Annotated in this window: 17 protein-coding genes; 8 read left to right on the top strand and 9 right to left on the bottom strand. The window is 72.7% G+C overall.

What is annotated here, in order from left to right; translation table 11 throughout:
* Nucleotides 1–7 precede the first annotated feature (7 nt).
* Nucleotides 8–1,057, top strand: a complete 1,050-nt coding sequence (locus ICC28_RS28605; RefSeq protein WP_188291624.1) for a glycoside hydrolase family 113 — start codon at nucleotides 8–10, stop codon at nucleotides 1,055–1,057.
* 23 nt (nucleotides 1,058–1,080) lie between these two features.
* Here the strand turns inward: ICC28_RS28605 and ICC28_RS28600 are convergent, their stop codons facing one another.
* Nucleotides 1,081–1,986: a chitosanase gene (locus ICC28_RS28600; RefSeq protein ID WP_317454115.1), complete on the bottom strand. Its 906-nt coding sequence runs from the start codon at nucleotides 1,984–1,986 to the stop codon at nucleotides 1,081–1,083.
* The gene (locus tag ICC28_RS28595; protein WP_188291623.1) at nucleotides 1,983–2,228 is read right to left on the bottom strand and encodes a hypothetical protein; all 246 of its coding nucleotides are present in this window, start codon (nucleotides 2,226–2,228) and stop codon (nucleotides 1,983–1,985) included. Before ICC28_RS28595 ends, ICC28_RS28600 begins: the two co-directional genes overlap by 4 nt.
* Nucleotides 2,229–2,371: 143 nt before the next feature.
* Here ICC28_RS28595 and ICC28_RS28590 point away from each other — a divergent pair, with 143 nt between their 5' ends.
* Nucleotides 2,372–3,097 (top strand): vWA domain-containing protein, encoded by a 726-nt coding sequence (locus ICC28_RS28590; protein ID WP_188291622.1) that lies wholly within the window; start codon nucleotides 2,372–2,374, stop codon nucleotides 3,095–3,097.
* Between the two features lie 12 nt (nucleotides 3,098–3,109).
* On the opposite strand, the gene ICC28_RS28585 is transcribed toward ICC28_RS28590, so the two are convergent.
* Complete coding sequence (locus ICC28_RS28585) at nucleotides 3,110–4,051, bottom strand: acyl-CoA dehydrogenase family protein (protein WP_188291621.1); 942 nt, start codon at nucleotides 4,049–4,051, stop codon at nucleotides 3,110–3,112.
* Nucleotides 4,051–5,187, bottom strand: coding sequence for an acyl-CoA dehydrogenase family protein (locus tag ICC28_RS28580; RefSeq protein WP_188291620.1), 1,137 nt, complete (start codon nucleotides 5,185–5,187; stop codon nucleotides 4,051–4,053). The genes ICC28_RS28585 and ICC28_RS28580 overlap by 1 nt, the downstream gene beginning before the upstream one ends.
* 49 nt (nucleotides 5,188–5,236) lie before the next feature.
* On the opposite strand from ICC28_RS28580, the gene ICC28_RS28575 reads away from it, so the two are divergent.
* From ICC28_RS28575 to ICC28_RS28565, 3 genes are read left to right on the top strand one after another with little or no spacing between them, the layout of a single operon-like run.
* On the top strand, nucleotides 5,237–6,022 hold the full coding sequence (locus ICC28_RS28575) for an SDR family oxidoreductase (RefSeq protein ID WP_188291619.1): 786 nt from the start codon (nucleotides 5,237–5,239) through the stop codon (nucleotides 6,020–6,022).
* A gap of 15 nt (nucleotides 6,023–6,037) precedes the next feature.
* Nucleotides 6,038–6,649: a TetR/AcrR family transcriptional regulator gene (locus ICC28_RS28570; protein ID WP_188291618.1), complete on the top strand. Its 612-nt coding sequence runs from the start codon at nucleotides 6,038–6,040 to the stop codon at nucleotides 6,647–6,649.
* Nucleotides 6,650–6,675: 26 nt separating this feature from the next.
* Nucleotides 6,676–7,833: an acetyl-CoA C-acetyltransferase gene (locus ICC28_RS28565; RefSeq protein WP_188291617.1), complete on the top strand. Its 1,158-nt coding sequence runs from the start codon at nucleotides 6,676–6,678 to the stop codon at nucleotides 7,831–7,833.
* An 18-nt stretch (nucleotides 7,834–7,851) separates the two neighbouring features.
* Here ICC28_RS28565 and ICC28_RS28560 read toward each other — a convergent pair whose 3' ends face one another.
* The 4 genes from ICC28_RS28560 to ICC28_RS28545 are packed head-to-tail and all read right to left on the bottom strand — an operon-like array spanning nucleotide 7,852 to nucleotide 11,265.
* The gene (locus tag ICC28_RS28560; RefSeq protein WP_188291616.1) at nucleotides 7,852–8,925 is read right to left on the bottom strand and encodes an NAD(P)H-dependent flavin oxidoreductase; all 1,074 of its coding nucleotides are present in this window, start codon (nucleotides 8,923–8,925) and stop codon (nucleotides 7,852–7,854) included.
* The gene (locus ICC28_RS28555) at nucleotides 8,925–9,641 is read right to left on the bottom strand and encodes a CoA-transferase subunit beta (protein ID WP_188291615.1); all 717 of its coding nucleotides are present in this window, start codon (nucleotides 9,639–9,641) and stop codon (nucleotides 8,925–8,927) included. Before ICC28_RS28555 ends, ICC28_RS28560 begins: the two co-directional genes overlap by 1 nt.
* On the bottom strand, nucleotides 9,638–10,444 hold the full coding sequence (locus tag ICC28_RS28550; protein ID WP_188291614.1) for a CoA transferase subunit A: 807 nt from the start codon (nucleotides 10,442–10,444) through the stop codon (nucleotides 9,638–9,640). Before ICC28_RS28550 ends, ICC28_RS28555 begins: the two co-directional genes overlap by 4 nt.
* Entirely contained in the window at nucleotides 10,441–11,265 is an 825-nt protein-coding gene (locus tag ICC28_RS28545; RefSeq protein ID WP_188291613.1) for an enoyl-CoA hydratase family protein, read from the bottom strand. Before ICC28_RS28545 ends, ICC28_RS28550 begins: the two co-directional genes overlap by 4 nt.
* A 53-nt stretch (nucleotides 11,266–11,318) precedes the next feature.
* Between ICC28_RS28545 and ICC28_RS28540 the strand changes: the two genes are divergently transcribed.
* Together ICC28_RS28540 and ICC28_RS28535 are read left to right on the top strand one after the other, a co-directional pair.
* Nucleotides 11,319–12,059 carry an SDR family oxidoreductase gene (locus ICC28_RS28540; protein ID WP_188291612.1) on the top strand — a complete coding sequence of 247 codons (741 nt, stop codon included), beginning with the start codon at nucleotides 11,319–11,321 and terminating at the stop codon, nucleotides 12,057–12,059.
* A 1-nt stretch (nucleotide 12,060) separates the two neighbouring features.
* Entirely contained in the window at nucleotides 12,061–12,972 is a 912-nt protein-coding gene (locus ICC28_RS28535; RefSeq protein ID WP_188291611.1) for an SDR family oxidoreductase, read from the top strand.
* A 503-nt stretch (nucleotides 12,973–13,475) separates the two neighbouring features.
* Here ICC28_RS28535 and ICC28_RS28530 read toward each other — a convergent pair.
* On the bottom strand, nucleotides 13,476–14,360 hold the full coding sequence (locus ICC28_RS28530; RefSeq protein ID WP_188291610.1) for a hypothetical protein: 885 nt from the start codon (nucleotides 14,358–14,360) through the stop codon (nucleotides 13,476–13,478).
* 162 nt (nucleotides 14,361–14,522) lie between these two features.
* Between ICC28_RS28530 and ICC28_RS28525 the strand changes: the two genes are divergently transcribed.
* The gene (locus tag ICC28_RS28525) at nucleotides 14,523–15,320 is read left to right on the top strand and encodes a S1 family peptidase (RefSeq protein ID WP_223189717.1); all 798 of its coding nucleotides are present in this window, start codon (nucleotides 14,523–14,525) and stop codon (nucleotides 15,318–15,320) included.
* The last annotated feature ends 32 nt before the right edge of the window (nucleotides 15,321–15,352 follow it).

Raw genomic sequence — 15,352 nt, 5'->3', positions numbered from 1 at the left:
GGAGGAAGTGAGGGGGAGGACCGCCGCCGTCCTGGCGGCGGTCCTCCTCGCCGTCGGCGCCTGCACGACGTCGAGCGAGCGGGACAAGGGGAACCAGAAGATCGAGAACACCCGGACGACCGAGCCGCCACCCGTGATGCGCGGCATCACCCTGCCCGCGTGGTCCCGCACCGACTACGACAGCCCCGCCGCCGACCGCTATCTGCGGGACATCCGGGCCACCGGGGCGCGCTGGGTCACCTTCACCCCGACCTGGTACCAACAGCGGACCGGCGACTCGGTCATGCGGCCCACCGAGGAGACCGCGAGCGACGCCGGACTGCGCCGGATCGTGGACCGGGCCCACGCCACGGGCCTGAAGGTGATGATCAAACCGCATGTCGACCTGCCCGGCGACGGCGACCGCGCCGACATCCGCCCGCGCGACCGCGCCGCCTGGTTCACCGCCTACCGCACCTTCATCACCCACTACGCCGACCTCGCCGCGCGCACCGGCGCCGAGCAGTTCGCCGTGGGCACCGAGCTGGCCGGCGTCTCCCGCCGCACCGCCGAGTGGGCCGGGATCATCGAGGCCGTCCGCGACCGCTACGACGGCCCGCTCACCTACGCCGCCAACTACGACGAGTACCGGAACATCGGCTTCTGGCCCCAGCTCGACCTCATCGGCATCGACGCCTACTGGCCGCTGTCCGACCGCCCCACGCGGGACGCCGACGCGCTGCGCCGCGCCTGGCGGCCGATCGGCGAGGAGCTCGCCGACTTCTCCCGCCGCAAGGACCGGCCGATCCTGTTCACCGAGGCGGGCTACGTCAGCCAGCGCGGGGCGACGACAGCACCGTACTCCTGGACCGTCAGCTCCCGGCCCGGCCAGGACGAACAGGCCGCCGCCTACCGGGCGCTGCTGGAGACCTTCACGGGCCGGGACTGGTGGGCCGGCGTCTGCTGGTGGATGTGGGACGACTGGCCGGACAGCGGCGAGACGCCGGCCCGCCTGGCCTACACCCCGCACGGCAAGCCCGCGGAGGAGGTGCTGCGCGAGAAGTGGGGGGCTTCCTAGTTCCGGCAGGGCCCGGGCCGGGGCTACGGCAGGTGGTACGGCTCCCCGTACATCCGCCAGCTCAGCGGTGTGCTCAGGTCGAGGTTGCCGTTGTACAGCCACGGCCGCTGGGCCGTGTCGATGCGGCTGGTGTCGGCGTCCGGCTGCTTCGCCTTCATCGCCTTCTTGCGGAGGTCGAGGAAGATGTCGAGGTACGCCTTCTCCGAGCCGCCCCGGGAGGGCAGCTTCGCCTCGTTCAGGACGCGTTCGCGCAGCCCGTAGAAGCCGTTCGGGCTCGGGTCGGGACCGTGGAAGACCATCGCGTCGTAGTAGACGAACTGGCCCAGCGTGCCCAGGCCGTCCAGCTTGGCGAGGCGGACCGCGGGGTTGAAGTAGACCCGGTCGCGCTCCTTGTCCTGGGCCTTGCGGAAGGCCGGTTTCTCCGCCTCCGCCTTCCAGGCGGCGGTGAAGCCCGGGTCCAGGCCCTCGTGGGAGTCGGTGCCGTCGACCTCGCGCAGGGCGGGCAGATAGCGGGCCAGGCCGTTGTCCGGGTGGGCCTTCGTGTACCGCTCGACCAGGGCCAGCAGGTCGTGGGTGCCGGTGCAGAAGCCGCCGGTGCCGGCCGTGTAGCCGCAGCCGTTGCCGTTGTCCTTGATGCTGGCGTAGCCCAGGCGCCAGTCCAGGCTGGACAGCTCGGCCGTGGCCGTGATCTTGAGGGCGAGGTCCTTCTTGGCGGGGTCGGCCAGGCCCGGCGGAAGGCTCGCGAGCGTCTTCTCGTCCTCGGCCCGCTCCGTCTCGGCCCGTTCCTTGGCCTCCTCGCGGGCCTGCTGGGCGGCCGACACGGACGGCCCGGCCGGGCTCTCGGCCGAGTCGGTCGGCATCAGGAAGAAGGCTCCCGCCGTGATCGCGACCGGCACGGCCGCGAACATCAGTACTCCGCCGCGTCTCACAGGACCCCTCCACTCGTCAGCTCGCCGACCTTCACGACGGCCGCCACCACCAGCACCACCAGCGCGTCCGCGTACGCGGCCGCCTGGACCGGACCGCGTCGCGGCCCCCGGGGAGCGTACGCGAACACCAGCGCGGCCGCCCCGCCGGTCAGCAGCCCGCGTACGTCGCCACTGGCGTCGCCGGGATCCGGCCGCCGGCGGTCGCGCGGGCCTGCGGCACGGACCGCGTACTCGGATTCCAAGCCGGCTCCTCGGGCGTGGGACGGACGGTGAGCCGGTGGGGACGGCGGCGAACAAAATAGCGGAGACCTGTGGATGCCGGGAGACGTGGGTCCAGGGTGGCGTAATCTCGGCATTCGGTCCGGGGAGTCGAGGGGGAGAACGGATGGCCGCCATCAGTCTGAGCAAGGTGGAGGAGACCGCGCCCGCGCTGGTCAGTCTGTACAAGAGCGCGGGCGTCTCGCTCGCGAAGAACGGGCTGGACGGACTGCGGGCCGCGGTCTACCTGGTGATCGACTACTCCGGGTCGATGAAGCCGTACTACAAGGACGGCAGTGTGCAGGCCCTCGCGGACCGGGTGCTCGGGCTCTCCGCGCACCTCGACGACGACGGCCGGGTGCCGGTGGTGTTCTTCTCCACCGACATCGACGCCGAGACCGACATCGCCCTCGCCGATCACCAGGGGCGCATCGAGCGGATCGTGGCCGGGCTCGGGCACATGGGCAGGACCAGCTACCACCTCGCCATGGACGCCGTCATCGACCACTACCTCGACAGCGGCTCCCGCGAACCCGCCCTCGTCGTCTTCCAGACCGACGGCGGGCCGATCAACAAGCTCGCCGCGGAGCGGTACCTGTGCAAGGCGGCACGGCTGCCGCTGTTCTGGCAGTTCATCGGGTTCGGCGACCCTTCCAGCAAGCAGTTCGACTATCTGCGCAAGCTCGACGAGCTCTCCGTGCCGGACAAGCGGGTCGTCGACAACGCCGGGTTCTTCCACGCCGGTTCGGATCCGCGGAAGGTGTCCGACGCCGAGCTGTACGACCGGCTCGTCGGCGAGTTCCCGAAGTGGCTGGTGGAGGCGCGGGCGCTGGGGATCGTCCCGCGCGCCTGAACCGCTCCCGCGTCAGCGCCGGTCGCCGTCGAGGACCGTGGCGCGGCACTCGTCCGGGGTGCCCCAGGCGGTGCGCAGTGCGCGGGCTTTGGTCAGCCAGAGCGAGAGGTCGTACTCGGCGGTGTAGCCGATCGCGCCGTGGAGCTGGAGGGCCGTGCGGGCGGTGGTGTGGGCCGCCTCGCAGGCCGTGAGCTTGGCGGCGGCGATGTCGGGGGCCGCCATGGTCAGCGCGGCGCCCAGGACCAGGGGGCGGGCGAAGTCCAGGGCGATGCGCGCGTCGGCGAGCCGGTGCTTGACGGCCTGGAACGAACCGACGGGGACACCGAACTGGGTGCGCCTGCGGACATGGGCGACGGTCCGGTCGAGCAGGGCGAGGCCGACACCGAGGGCCTGGGCGGCCGTGGTGAGGCGGGCGAGGGCGAGCGCGTCGTCGACCGGCGGTTCCCGGGTGAGGAGTTCACCACCCGGCTCCAGCGCCGTGAGCCGGCGGGCGGGGTCGAGGGACGGGCGCACGGGACCGTGGCCGGGGGAGAGGAACAGGCCCTGGGGGGTGAGGGCGAGGCGGACACCGGCCGCGTCGCCGTCGAGGGCGTACCGGCCGTCGGGGGCCACGGTCGCCAGGGTCTCTCCCGAGGCGAGCGGCTTGACGAGCCCGCACCCGCCGAGCAGGACCGCGGCCGCGACGTTCTCGACGAGCGGGCCGGGCACCGCATGCCGCCCCAACTCCACGAAGGCGAGCGCGAGTTCCACGGGCCGCAGACCGACCCCGTCGTACGCCTCCGGGACGGCGAGGGCGAACACACCCGCCTCGGCGATACGGGCCCACAGCGCGCGCCCGCTCGCATGGTCGCCGCGGCTCCAGTCCCGTACGACCGACGGGGTGTCCGCGGCCGTGAGCATGGCGCCGAGCGAGTCGGTGAACGCCCGCTGCTCGGGGTCGAGGAGGAACCGCATCACCGGCGTCCCTTCGGCAGCCCCAGCAGCCGCTCGGCGATGATGTCCCGCTGGATCTCGTTCGTACCGGCGTAGACGGGGCCCGCCAGGGCGAACACGTACCGCTCGGCCCAGTCCGTGTCCGCCAGTTCGCCCTCCGGCCCGAGGAGATCGAGCGCCGTCTCGTGCAGCGCGATGTCGTACTCGGACCAGAACACCTTGTTCGGGCTGGACTCGGGGCCGACGGTCTCGCCGTCGAGGAGGCGGGAGGCGGCCGCGTAGGCGTAGAGCTGGTAGGCGCGGGCCCCGACCAGCGCGTCGGCGACCCGGTCCCGCGCCGACGCCGGGCTCCCCTGCGCCCGCCACAGGTCGGCCAGCCGGTCCGCCGCGGCCAGGTAGCGGCCGGGGGAGCGGAGCATCAGCCCCCGTTCGTTCCCGGCCGCCGACATCGCGATCCGCCAGCCCTGGCCGGGCTCGCCGATCACGTCCTCGTCCGGGACGAACACCTCGTCCAGGAACAGCTCGGCGAAGGCCGGTTTCCCGTCCAGCCTGCGGATCGGGCGGACCGTGACACCCGGCGCGCGCAGATCGAACATCAGGTACGTCAGGCCCCGGTGGCGCCCGGCCTCGGGATCGCTGCGGAACAGGCCGAACGCGCGGTCGGCGAAGGCGGCCCGGGACGACCAGGTCTTCTGGCCGCTCAGCAGCCAACCGCCGTGCGTGCGCACCGCCCTGGAGCGCAGGGCGGCCAGGTCCGAACCCGCCTCCGGCTCCGACCAGGCCTGCGCCCAGACCGTCTCGCCGGTGGCCATCGCCGGCAGCACCCGGGCCCGCTGCTCCTCGGTGCCGAAGTCGAACAGCGTCGGCGCCAGCAGGCTGATGCCGTTCTGCCCCACCCGGCCCGGCGCCCCCGCCGCGTAGTACTCCTCCTCGAACAGCAGCCACTGCACGAGCGTGGCGTCCCGGCCGCCGTACGCCGCCGGCCAGTTCACCACCGACCAGCGCGCGGCGGCCAGTTCGGCCTCCCACGCGCGGTGCGCCGCGAAGCCCTCCTCGGTCTCCAGGGAAGGCAGCGCGGCGGACGGCACATGCGCGCGCAGCCAGGCGCGGGCCTCGGCGCGGAACGCCGTCTCCTCCGGCGTGAGGGTGAGATCCATCGACCGCCGCTCCTTCCCTAACAAGTGTTTGGTAGGTTAGCGTGCCCCTATGACAGGCGTCGAGAGCCCGGCCTACGAGCCCGGGCACGGGCTGCTGAGAGGCCGTACCGCCGTCATCACGGCGGCCGCGGGCGCGGGCATCGGCGGGGCCACCGCGCGCCGCTTCCTGGAGGAGGGCGCCCGCGTCCTGATCAGCGACGCCCACGAGCGCCGCCTCAAGGAGCACGAGGCGGCGCTGGCCCGGGAGTTCCCCGGAGCCGTGGCGGCCGTCCCCTGCGACGTCACCGACGAGCCCCAGGTGCGGACCCTGTTCGAGACGGCCGTCCGTCTGCACGGCCGGCTCGACGTCGTCGTCAACAACGCCGGACTCGGCGGGACCGCACCCCTCGTCGACATGACCGACGACCAGTGGTCCCGCGTCCTGGACGTCACGCTGAACGGCACCTTCCGGTGCACCCGGGCCGCCCTGCGCGCCATGCGGGAGACCCGGTCCGGCGTGATCGTCAACAACGCCTCCGTCGTCGGCTGGCGCGCCCAGGCCGGGCAGGCGCACTACGCCGCCGCCAAGGCCGGCGTGATGGCCCTGACCCGCTGTGCGGCCGTCGAGGCCGCCGAGTACGGCGTACGCGTCAACGCCGTGGCCCCGAGCCTCGCCATGCACCCGCACCTGGTGAAGGTGACCTCGGCCGAACTCCTCGCGGAACTGACCGCGCGGGAGGCCTTCGGGCGGTACGCCGAGCCCTGGGAGGTCGCCAACGTGATCGTCTTCCTGGCCTCCGGCTACTCCTCGTACCTGACCGGAGAGGTCGTCTCCGTCAGCGACCGGCACCCGTAGGACGACAATGTGTCCGTGCCGACCAAGAAGAAGCCCCAGGTGACCGCCGCGCCCGCCCGCCGCCGCGAACTCCTCGACACCGCCGCCGAGGTCTTCGCCGAACAGGGCTACAACGCCACCACCGTACGCAAGATCGCGGACCACGCGGGCATGCTCGCGGGCAGCCTCTACTACCACTTCGACTCCAAGGAGTCGATGCTGGAAGAGATCCTGCGGACCTTCCTCGACGAGCTCTGGAGCGGCTACGACGCCGTCCTGGGCGCAGGGCTCGGGCCCCGCGAGACCCTCGAAGCACTGGTCACCGAGTCGTTCCGGGAGATCGACCGGCACCGCGCCGCCGTCGCGATCTACCAGAAGGAGAGCAGGCAGCTGGTGGCGCAGGAGCGGTTCGCGTTCCTCGCCGAGTCCCAGCGCAGGTTCGAGAAGGCGTGGCTGTCCACGCTGGAGCGCGGCGTCGCGGCCCGGGTCTTCCGCGCCGACCTCGACGTCCGGCTCACCTACCGGTTCGTGCGGGACACGGTGTGGGTCGCCGCGTCCTGGTACCGGCCCGGCGGACACCACAGCCCGGAGGAGATCGCCCGGCAGTACCTGTCGATGGTGCTGGACGGGATCGCCGTACGTACGTAACCCACTGACGATTCTGGGGAGTTGCCATGGCCGAGGCCTACCTCGTCGAAGCGGTCCGTACGCCCGTGGGGCGGCGCGGGGGAGGGCTCGGCGGGGTGCACCCGGCCGACCTCGGCGCGCGGGTGCTGACGGAACTCGTCACACGTGCGGGCATCGATCCGGCCGCCGTCGAGGACGTCGTGTTCGGCTGCCTGGACGCCGTGGGACCGCAGGCCGGGGACATCGCCCGGACCTGCTGGCTGGCGGCCGGACTGCCCGAGGAGGTACCGGGCGTGACCGTCGACCGGCAGTGCGGGTCCTCGCAGCAGGCCGTGCACTTCGCGGCGCAGGCCGTGCTGTCCGGCACCCAGGACCTGGTGGTCGCGGGCGGCGTGCAGAACATGACGATGATCCCCATCGCCTTTGCCACCCGGCAGGCCGCCGAACCGCTCGGGCTGACGGCCGGGCCCTTCGCGGGCAGCGAGGGCTGGCGGGCCCGGTACGGGACGAAGCCGGTCAACCAGTTCGCCGGCGCCGAGATGATCGCAGCGAAGTGGGGGATCAGCAGGCGCGACCAGGAGGAGTTCGCGCTGCGCTCGCACGAGCGGGCGGTACGCGCGATCGACGAGGGCCGCTTCGCGCGCGAGGTGGTGCCGTACGGCTCCGTGACCGCCGACGAGGGGCCGCGCCGGGACACCTCGCTGGAGAAGATGGCCGCCCTGAAACCGGTCATCGACGGCGGCACCATCACCGCCGCCTGCTCCTCGCAGGTATCCGACGGCGCGGCGGCCATGCTGCTCGCCTCCGAGCGGGCGGTACGCGAACACGGGCTGACGCCACGCGCGCGCGTGCACCACCTCTCGGTGCGCGGCGAGGACCCCATCCGCATGCTCACCGCCCCCATTCCGGCCACCGCGCACGCCCTGAAGAAGACCGGCATGACCCTCGACGCCATCGACCTCGTCGAGATCAACGAGGCCTTCGCCCCGGTCGTCCTGGCCTGGCTCAAGGAAACCGGCGCGGACCCCGACCGCGTCAACGTCAACGGCGGCGCCATCGCCCTCGGCCACCCCCTCGGCGCCACCGGCGTACGCCTCATGACGACCCTGCTGCACGAACTGGAGCGCACCGGCGGCCGGTTCGGCCTGCAGACGATGTGCGAGGGCGGTGGCCAGGCCAACGTGACGATCATCGAGAGGCTGTGAGGGGCCGATCGAGGGGCGTCAGCTGGTTGTGGTTGTGGTGGTGGCTGTGGTCGCGGTCAGGGCGGCCACGGCTTCCCCGGCCTCGGCCAGGATCCGTTCCACCAGCTCGGCGCAGGACGGGAGGTCCTCGATCACGCCGGCGACCTGCCCCGAGGCCATCACCCCGAGGTCGGTCCGCCCGTCGACCATCGAGGCCCGGAGCAGCATCGGCGTGTTCGCGGCGAGCAGGACCTGGCTCCAGGTCAGGTCCTTGCCGTGCTTGAGGGCGCGGCCGTCCTGGAGCATGCGGCGCCAGGTCAGACCGGACAGCTTCCGGAAGGCCGCCGCCCGCCGTACGGCCTGAACCAGGGCCCGCGCGCGGGTGGCGTTCTCCAGTGACTCCACCAGGTCCGTGCGGAGCATGCGGTGGGGCAGACCGTCGACCGCCGTGGTGACGGTGACGTCCCGGACCGTCGCCGCCAGATAGCGGGCCTTCACCGCGTCCGGGACGGTCGAGTCCGAGGTGAGCAGGAAGCGGGTGCCCATGGCGACCCCGGCCGCCCCGTAGGCCAGCGCCGCCACCAGGCCCCGCCCGTCGAAGAAGCCGCCCGCCGCCACCACCGGGATCCGCACCGCGTCCACCACCTGCGGCAGCAGCACCGTCGTCGCCACCTCGCCGGTGTGCCCGCCGCCCTCCCCGCCCTGCACGATCACCGCGTCCGCGCCCCAGGCCGCGACCTTCTCCGCGTGCCGCCGGGCGCCCACCGTCGAGATCACCACCACGCCGGCCTCCTTCAGCTCGGCGATCAGCCCGGGGGAGGGGGCGAGGGCGAAGGAGGCCACCCGCACCCCCTCCTCGACGATCACCCTGACGCGGTCGCCGGCGTCCGCGGCGTCCGCGCGGAGATTGACCCCGAACGGCGCGTCCGTACGGGACCTGACCTCGCGGACCGCCTCGCGCAGCCGGTCCACCGACATCGTCGCGGAGGCCAGGATGCCGAGCGCCCCCGCGTTGGCCGTCGCGGAGACCAGCCGGGGACCGGCCACCCATCCCATCCCGGTCTGCACGATCGGATGCCGGACCCCGACCAGCCGGGTGAGCGCGGTCTCCATCAGCGGTCCACCTCCCGCGCGCGGGTGTTCTCCGGGTCGATCACCTCGCGGATCAGCCGCAGTTCCGCCGGGGTGGGGTCGCGGGTGTACGGCACCTCGTCCGGCACCGTGAGCGCGAAACCGGTCGCCTCCCGGACCTCCTCGACCGTCACCCCCGGATGCAGCGAGGCCAGCCGCATCGACCGGTCCGGGGTCGCGAAGTCGAAGACGCCGAGGTCGGAGACGACCCGCGGGATGCGGTGGTAACGCGCGCCGCCGGCCCGGTCGTAGCCCACCCCGCACACCATGTCGACCCGCTCGACGAACACCCGCCGGGAGTGCTTGGGGATCCAGTAACTGGTCGGGTTGTTCAGCGTGTTGACCGGCGCTCCGCGCACGCCCAGGAGCTGGCGCCGCGGCTGCTCCCAGGGGCCGATGCAGGCGATGTTCTGGTTGCCGTGGCGGTCGATCTGGCTCGCGCCCATCATCACGTGCCGCCGCCCGCCGGTGACCAGGGCGAGGTGCTGGCGGTACGGCAGCCAGCCCTCGACCGTGCCGTCCGCGCCGACGAGCATCGCCTCGCCGTCGGTCAGCAGCAGTTCAGGGGCGAAGATGAGCCGGGCCAGCCGCGCGCCGACGGAGGGGATCAGGCCCATGGGGCTGGCGAGGATCTCGCCCGCGCCGCGCCAGGCCTCGGCGCAGGCGATCACGCAGTACTCGCTCCGCGTCGCGCTCATGGCGTCCTCCCGTCGAGGTACCGCTCGGCGAACTGCGCCCAGGGCGTGGTCGCGTACTCCCGCTGTACGGCCTCGTCCCGGCCGTAGTCCGGGGCGCAGGAGGTGAAGTGCGCCCCGTTCGGGGCCTCGATCACGCCGGTGACCGTGTGCCGTTTGATCAGCAGGCTCTGCGGCGGCCCCTGCTTGGTCAACTCGGCGGTGTCCACGATCCGTTCGCAGGAGACGTACGCCGAGTCCGCCGCCTCGCAGAACAGGTCGTCGAAGTACGGGTCGGGGCCCAGGTACTGGCCGTTGCCCCGCCGGTCGGCGCGGTTGACGTGCACCAGGGCCGCGTCCAGCCGCAGGGCGGGCACGGCGACGAACGTCTCGCCGTCCTCGTACGGCGACGTCACCGTGCGCAGGCCCGGGTTGACCCGCATGACGTCCGAGCCCAGGCCGGCCCGCACCGGGAGGAACGGCAGCCGGTTCGCGGCGGCGCGCAGGCCCCACAGGAACATCGCCTCGTCGAGTTCGGTCAGGTCGAGGGTGCCGTGCTCGCGGGCCGCCCGGTAGTGCGGTTCCAGCGGGATCGAGTCCAGGGTGACGAACGGGGCGACCAGCCTGCGCACCCGACCGGCGGCGGCGAGCATGCCGACGTCCGGACCGCCGCAGGAGACGACCGTCAGATCGGTGACCCGGGACCGGAGCAGTGCTCTGACCAGGGCCATCGGTTTGCGGCGGGAGCCCCAGCCGCCGATGCCGAGGGTCATGCCGTCGGCCAGCCGCGCGACGGCCTCCTCGGCGGTCATCGTCTTGTCGCTCACCTGCCCGCCTCCTTCTGCGCGGGTGCTCCGGACCGGTCTTCCTCCGCGGACGCCCCGGACCGGTCTTCCTCCGCGGACGCCCCGGACCGGTCCCCGAAGGTGTCCCGCACCCGGTCGGCCACCCCGCTCACGCTCGCCTCGAAGGTGAAGCCCTGCTCGAAGCGGTAGCTGCGGCGGACGTCGACCGGGTCGATACCGTTGATGGCCGCCTTCGCGAGCCGGAGCAGCTCCCCGTCCTTGGCGGCGATGTCCCTGGCCAACTCCAGCGCAGCCGCCCGCAGTTGCTCACCCGGCACCACCCGCCACACCGAGCCGTGCGCCTGCAGCTCGGCGGCGGTGACGGTGCGCGAGGTGAAGTACAGGGCGCGCATGAGGTGCCCGGGGACCAGCCGGGCCAGATGGGTGGCGGCACCCAGCGCCCCCCGGTCCAGCTCGGGCAGCCCGAAGGTCGCGTCCTCGCTCGCGACGATCGCGTCCGCGTTGCCCACCAGCCCGATTCCGCCGCCCAGACAGTGCCCCTGCACCGCGGCGACGACGGGCACCTCGCAGTCGTAGACCGCCGAAAATGCCGCGGAGCAGCCCCGGTTGGCGCCGAGCAGCGCGCTCTGCCCGCGCGCCTGGATCTCCTTGATGTCCACGCCCGCGTTGAACCCGCGCCCGGCGGCGGCCAGCACCACGCAGCGCACCTGCGGGTCGCGGCCGGCCGCGTGCAGGGCGTCCGCGAGGGCGAACCAGCCGGCCACCGGCAGGGCGTTCACCGGCGGGAAGTCGACCGTGACCAGACGGATCCCCTTTTCCGGGGACGAGGTGGAGACACCCATGGCCGCATCAGCTACCTTCCACCTAACGTTTGTTAGGTGGAAGGTAGCAGCGGATGGAGCTGAACGGGAAGGTCGCCGTCGTCACCGGCGGCACACGCGGCCTCGGCGCCGGCCTCGCCCGCGCCTTCGCCGAGGCGGGCGCCCAGGTCGTCGTCTGCGCCCGCAGACCGCCGGAAACACCCCTGAAGGACGCCGAGTTCAGGGCGGTCGACGTCCGGGACCCCCAGGCCGTACACCGCCTCCTCGCCGACCTGCCCCGCCTCGACGTCCTCGTCAACAACGCGGGCGGCACCCCCTACCGGCTCCTGGCCGACGCGGACGCCGAGCGCCACGTGCGCGTGATCGACCTCAACCTCACCGCCCCGCTCACCGTCTCGCTCGCCGCGTACGAGCACCTGCGGCGGTCCCGGGGGAGCGTCGTGATGATCGGCAGCGTCAGCGGCGGCCGCCCGTCGCCCGGGTCGGCGGCGTACGGGGCGGCCAAGGCGGGCCTGGAGAGCCTGGCCCGCTCGATGGCCGTCGAGTGGGCACCCGAGGTCCGCGTGAACACCCTGGTCGTCGGCCTGGCCCGCACGGACGCGGCCGACGCGCACTACGGCGGCCCCGCCGGCGTCGCGGCCGTCTCCCGCACGGTCCCACTGGGCCGCCTCGCCGAACCGTCCGACGTGGGCGCGGCCGCGGTCTTCCTCGCCTCCGACGCCGCCGCCTACATCACCGGGGCGAGCCTGCTGGTGCACGGCGGCGGAGAGCGCCCCGCCTTCCTGGACGCGGCAACCGTCAACAAAGGGAGCTGAGATGACCGGAATCTGCGACGGCCGGGTCGTGGCCGTCACCGGCGCGGGCCGCGGCCTCGGCCGCGCCCACGCGCTCGCCTTCGCGGCCGAGGGGGCACGGCTCGTCGTCAACGACCTCGGCACCGGCCTCGACGGCACCCCCGACCCCGACAGCCCGGCCGCGCAGGTGGCCGAGGAGATCCGCGCGGCGGGCGGACAGGCGGTCCCGCACGGCGGCGACATCGCCACCACCGACGGCGCCGCCTCCCTCGTCCGCACCGCCCTGGAGACCTACGGCCGCCTCGACACCCTCGTCAACAACGCCGGCTTCCTGCGCGACCGCATGCTCGTCAACCTCGACGAGGACGACTGGGACGCCGTCGTACGCGTCCACCTCACCGGCCACTTCCTCCCCCTGAAGCACGCCGCCGCCCACTGGCGGGCGGAAGCGAAGGCGGGCCGACCGCCCGTGGCCAGGATCGTCAACACCAGCAGCGGAGCCGGACTGCTGGGCTCGGTGGGCCAGGCCAACTACAGCGCCGCCAAGGCCGGCATCCTCGCCCTCACCCTGGTCGCCGCCGCCGAACTCGCCCGCTACGGCGTCCAGGTCAACGCCATCGCCCCCGCGGCCCGCACAAGAATGACGGAGCAGGTATTCGCCGAGTCGATGACCGCCCCCGACACCGGCTTCGACCCGATGTCCCCGCACAACGTGTCCCCCCTGGTCGTCTGGCTCGGCTCCGAGGCGAGCGCGGGCGTCACGGGCCGGGTCTTCGAGGCGGAGGGCGGCCGCATCACCGTCATGAACGGCTGGCGACGCGGCCCCACCGCCGAGAAACACGCCCGCTGGACCCCCCAGGACGCAGGCAAAACAGCCCGCAAACTCACAGAGCAGGCCGACCCACCGGAACCCGTCTACGGAGAACAGCTCTAGCCGCTCTCGCCAACGCCGGTTCGGGCAACAGCCCGTCCGGCGCATGAGGACGAGGCCGTCCAGGCCGACGGGGGTCCAGGGGCGAAGCCCCGCGGGGCCCAGGAGGGAGCCCGGCGGGGTGGGCGAGGCCCCGCTGGGGTGCAGGGGGTGGAGCCCGGTGGGGTGCAGGGGCGAGGTCCCGCCGGTGTTCAGGGTGGAGCCTGGCGGGGTGCAGGGGCGAGGTCCCGCCGGTGTTCAGGGTGGAGCCTGGCGGGGTGCAGGGGCGAGGTCCCGCCGGTGTTCAGGGTGGAGCCCGGTGGGGTGCAGGGGCGAGGTCCCGCCGGTGTTCAGGGTGGAGCCCGGCGGGGTGCAGGCGAGGCCCCGCCGGTGTCCAGGGGGGTGGAGCCCGGTGGGGTGCAGGGGCGAAGCCCCGCGGGGGTCCAGGGGGCGCAGCCCCCTGGCGGGGTCGAAGGGGCGGAGCCCCTGGGGATGGGACGGGTAAGGGCGGCGGGGGCGAAGAACACCTACGTGTCACACTCCAGCACCGTCCGACACAACGCACACCGAGCCCGCACCCGCCCCCGCACCGGCACCCGAATCCGCTGAAGACACGTAGGACACGGAAACGAGACCCGAAGCCGCCCCCCACCATCGGGAGTGAAGGCATACGGAACCCCCACCCCCACCCCACCACCCCCCTGCTTCCGGTCCCGCGCATACCGCCGCCGCCCCGCCCACCCCGCCGCGGTCAACGGCGGCTGCTCCCCATCCCGCCGCGCCTCCGCCCGCCCCTTCACATACGCCGCATACGCCTGCGCACTGGTGAACCACACCGACGGATCCTCCCCGAACACCAGCGCCCGCTTGGCCAGCACATACCCGAACTCCTCCGGCGTCAGATACCCCAGCTTCTGCGACGACGCCCCGTCCTCCCGGTACGCGTCCAGCAGCAGCCACCCCGCCCCCAGATACGTCGCCGCCGTGTCCGTGAGGATCTCGTTGTCCCGCGTCCCCGCGAACGACAGATCCAGCCGGTGCAGATACACATGCATGATCTCGTGCGCGAGCGCCGCCCCGATATCCCGCCGATGCGTCCGGAACCGGTCGTTCAGCTCCACGAAGTACTCAGGCCCCGCAGCGAGTTCGACATTCGCCGCATGCGTCATCTCACGGAAGCTCACGATGATCCGGGCATCCGGCAGTCGATAGTGCCGCACCAGCTCCCGAGCCACCCGCTGCGTGCCCAGATACAGATCGTCGGTGTCGCAGAACGCGACATCGGCGGGCACCACACTGCCCGCGAACGTCTGGATCGTGTCGTACGACAGCCGCCTGTACAGCGCGGTGATCGCCGCCCGCACCGTCTCCAGGTGTGGGTAGCCGTGCTCGACCGGTCCGCCGTTCGCCACGCCTGAACCCCCAAGACGCCTGAACCCGATTCCACTCTACGGGGATGTGAGGGGATTTTCCCTGGCGAGGTTCCACGCGAGGGGCGTGAGATCCGTCCTTGTCATGGACCCTCCTTGATCCCCATACTGCGGGCCGCCCAACCCCCCACGAAAGGATATGCGTTGACCCATAACACGCCGAAGAGAAACGGCGGCCTGACCCTGGCGAAGCGAGCCGCGGCCATCAGCGCCGTCGCCCTCGCCGTCGCCTCCCTCCAGCCGCTGAGCGCGCACGCCGCCGACGCCCGCGTCATCGGTGGCACACCCGCGGTGCAGAACGAGTTCCCCTTCATGGTCCATCTCTCCATGGGCTGCGGCGGTGCGCTCTACAAGAAGGACGTCGTCCTGACCGCGGCCCACTGCCTGCCCGGCTCGGGCAACAACAGCCGCATCACCGTGACCGCGGGCGCCAACGACCTCAACTCCTCCGCCGCGATCAAGGTGAAGTCGACCAAGGTCAAGGTGGCCCCCGGCTACAACGGCATCGGCAAGGACTGGGCGCTGATCAAGCTGGCCAAGCCCATCAACAAGCCCACGCTGAAGATCGCCACGACCGACCGCTACAACCGCGGCATGTTCACGATCGCCGGCTGGGGCGACACCCGGGAGGGCGCCGGCACCGGCACCACCAAGCTCCAGAAGGCCAGCGTGCCCTTCGTCGCCGACCGCGTGTGCAAGCGGCACTACGGCAACCGGCTGGTGGCGAAGGAAGAGATGTGCGCCGGCTGGACGCGCGGCTCCGTCGACACCTGCCAGGGTGACTCCGGCGGTCCCATGTTCCGCAAGGACGACGCGGGCAAGTGGATCCAGGTCGGCATCGTCAGCTGGGGCGACGGCTGCGCACGCGCGGGCGTGCCGGGCGTCTACACCCAGGTGAACACGTTCGCCGCGGACATAGCCCGGGCCGCCTCGACCCTGTAGGGACGTGAGCCGCGGGCCTTCTCGGAGGCGGC

It is taken from the genome of Streptomyces sp. TRM68416 (assembly GCF_014596915.1).
In the GTDB taxonomy this organism is placed as follows: domain Bacteria; phylum Actinomycetota; class Actinomycetes; order Streptomycetales; family Streptomycetaceae; genus Streptomyces.
This window is presented reverse-complemented; position numbering and strand designations above follow the sequence as displayed.

Excerpts from the sequence above, each read along its gene's own strand:
- ICC28_RS28535 (WP_188291611.1), top strand. The coding sequence starts at position 12,061 with ATGACCGGAATCTGCGACGGCCGGGTCGTGGCCGTCACCGGCGCGGGC.
- ICC28_RS28580 (WP_188291620.1), bottom strand. The coding sequence starts at position 5,187 with ATGGATCTCACCCTCACGCCGGAGGAGACGGCGTTCCGCGCCGAGGCC.
- ICC28_RS28545 (WP_188291613.1), bottom strand. The coding sequence starts at position 11,265 with ATGGGTGTCTCCACCTCGTCCCCGGAAAAGGGGATCCGTCTGGTCACG.
- ICC28_RS28575 (WP_188291619.1), top strand. The coding sequence starts at position 5,237 with ATGACAGGCGTCGAGAGCCCGGCCTACGAGCCCGGGCACGGGCTGCTG.
- ICC28_RS28590 (WP_188291622.1), top strand. The coding sequence starts at position 2,372 with ATGGCCGCCATCAGTCTGAGCAAGGTGGAGGAGACCGCGCCCGCGCTG.
- ICC28_RS28565 (WP_188291617.1), top strand. The coding sequence starts at position 6,676 with ATGGCCGAGGCCTACCTCGTCGAAGCGGTCCGTACGCCCGTGGGGCGG.
- ICC28_RS28555 (WP_188291615.1), bottom strand. The coding sequence starts at position 9,641 with ATGAGCGCGACGCGGAGCGAGTACTGCGTGATCGCCTGCGCCGAGGCC.
- ICC28_RS28540 (WP_188291612.1), top strand. The coding sequence starts at position 11,319 with ATGGAGCTGAACGGGAAGGTCGCCGTCGTCACCGGCGGCACACGCGGC.
- ICC28_RS28560 (WP_188291616.1), bottom strand. The coding sequence starts at position 8,925 with ATGGAGACCGCGCTCACCCGGCTGGTCGGGGTCCGGCATCCGATCGTG.
- ICC28_RS28585 (WP_188291621.1), bottom strand. The coding sequence starts at position 4,051 with ATGCGGTTCCTCCTCGACCCCGAGCAGCGGGCGTTCACCGACTCGCTC.